General features: G+C 63.5%; 1 protein-coding gene. It reads left to right on the top strand.

The annotated features are described in order from the left end of the window. Positions 1 to 523, top strand: a 523-nt coding sequence (locus tag CV013_RS15420; protein WP_198591893.1) for an ATPase, T2SS/T4P/T4SS family, incomplete at both ends; no start/stop codon positions are given.

The raw sequence follows: 523 nt of genomic DNA on the forward strand, positions 1-523 counted from the left end.
ATGCTGCGCACCGCCATGGGCCCGGCGATTGCGACCGCGCTCAGCGATCCGCGTGTCATCGAGATCATGGTCAACCCCGATGGGTCTCTCCGGCTTGACCTCTTGGGCGAAGGCCGCGTCGATACGGAATTGCGGGTGGAGCCGGCAGAAGCCGAACGCATCATCCGTCTGGTCGCCAGCCATGTTCGTACGGAAGTCCATGCAGGCGCGCCTATCGTGAGCGCGGAACTACCCGAAGGCGGCGAACGATTCGAAGGTCTGCTGCCACCAGTTGCCAGTGCGCCGTGCTTTTCTATCCGCAAGCCGGCGGGCCGCATCCACAGGCTGATCGACTATGTCGCGGATGGCATCATGCGCGCCGAAGTCGCGCTGGCGCTCTCCATGGCGGTAGTCCAGCGCAAGAACATCCTCGTTGCCGGCGGCACCTCGTCAGGCAAGACGACGCTCGCCAACGCGCTGCTGAACGAGATGGCGACGCTCGATGAGCGAGTCATTCTAATCGAGGATACGCGCGAGCTGCAAT

This window comes from Tsuneonella flava, from assembly GCF_002870965.1.
Lineage (GTDB): Bacteria > Pseudomonadota > Alphaproteobacteria > Sphingomonadales > Sphingomonadaceae > Tsuneonella > Tsuneonella flava.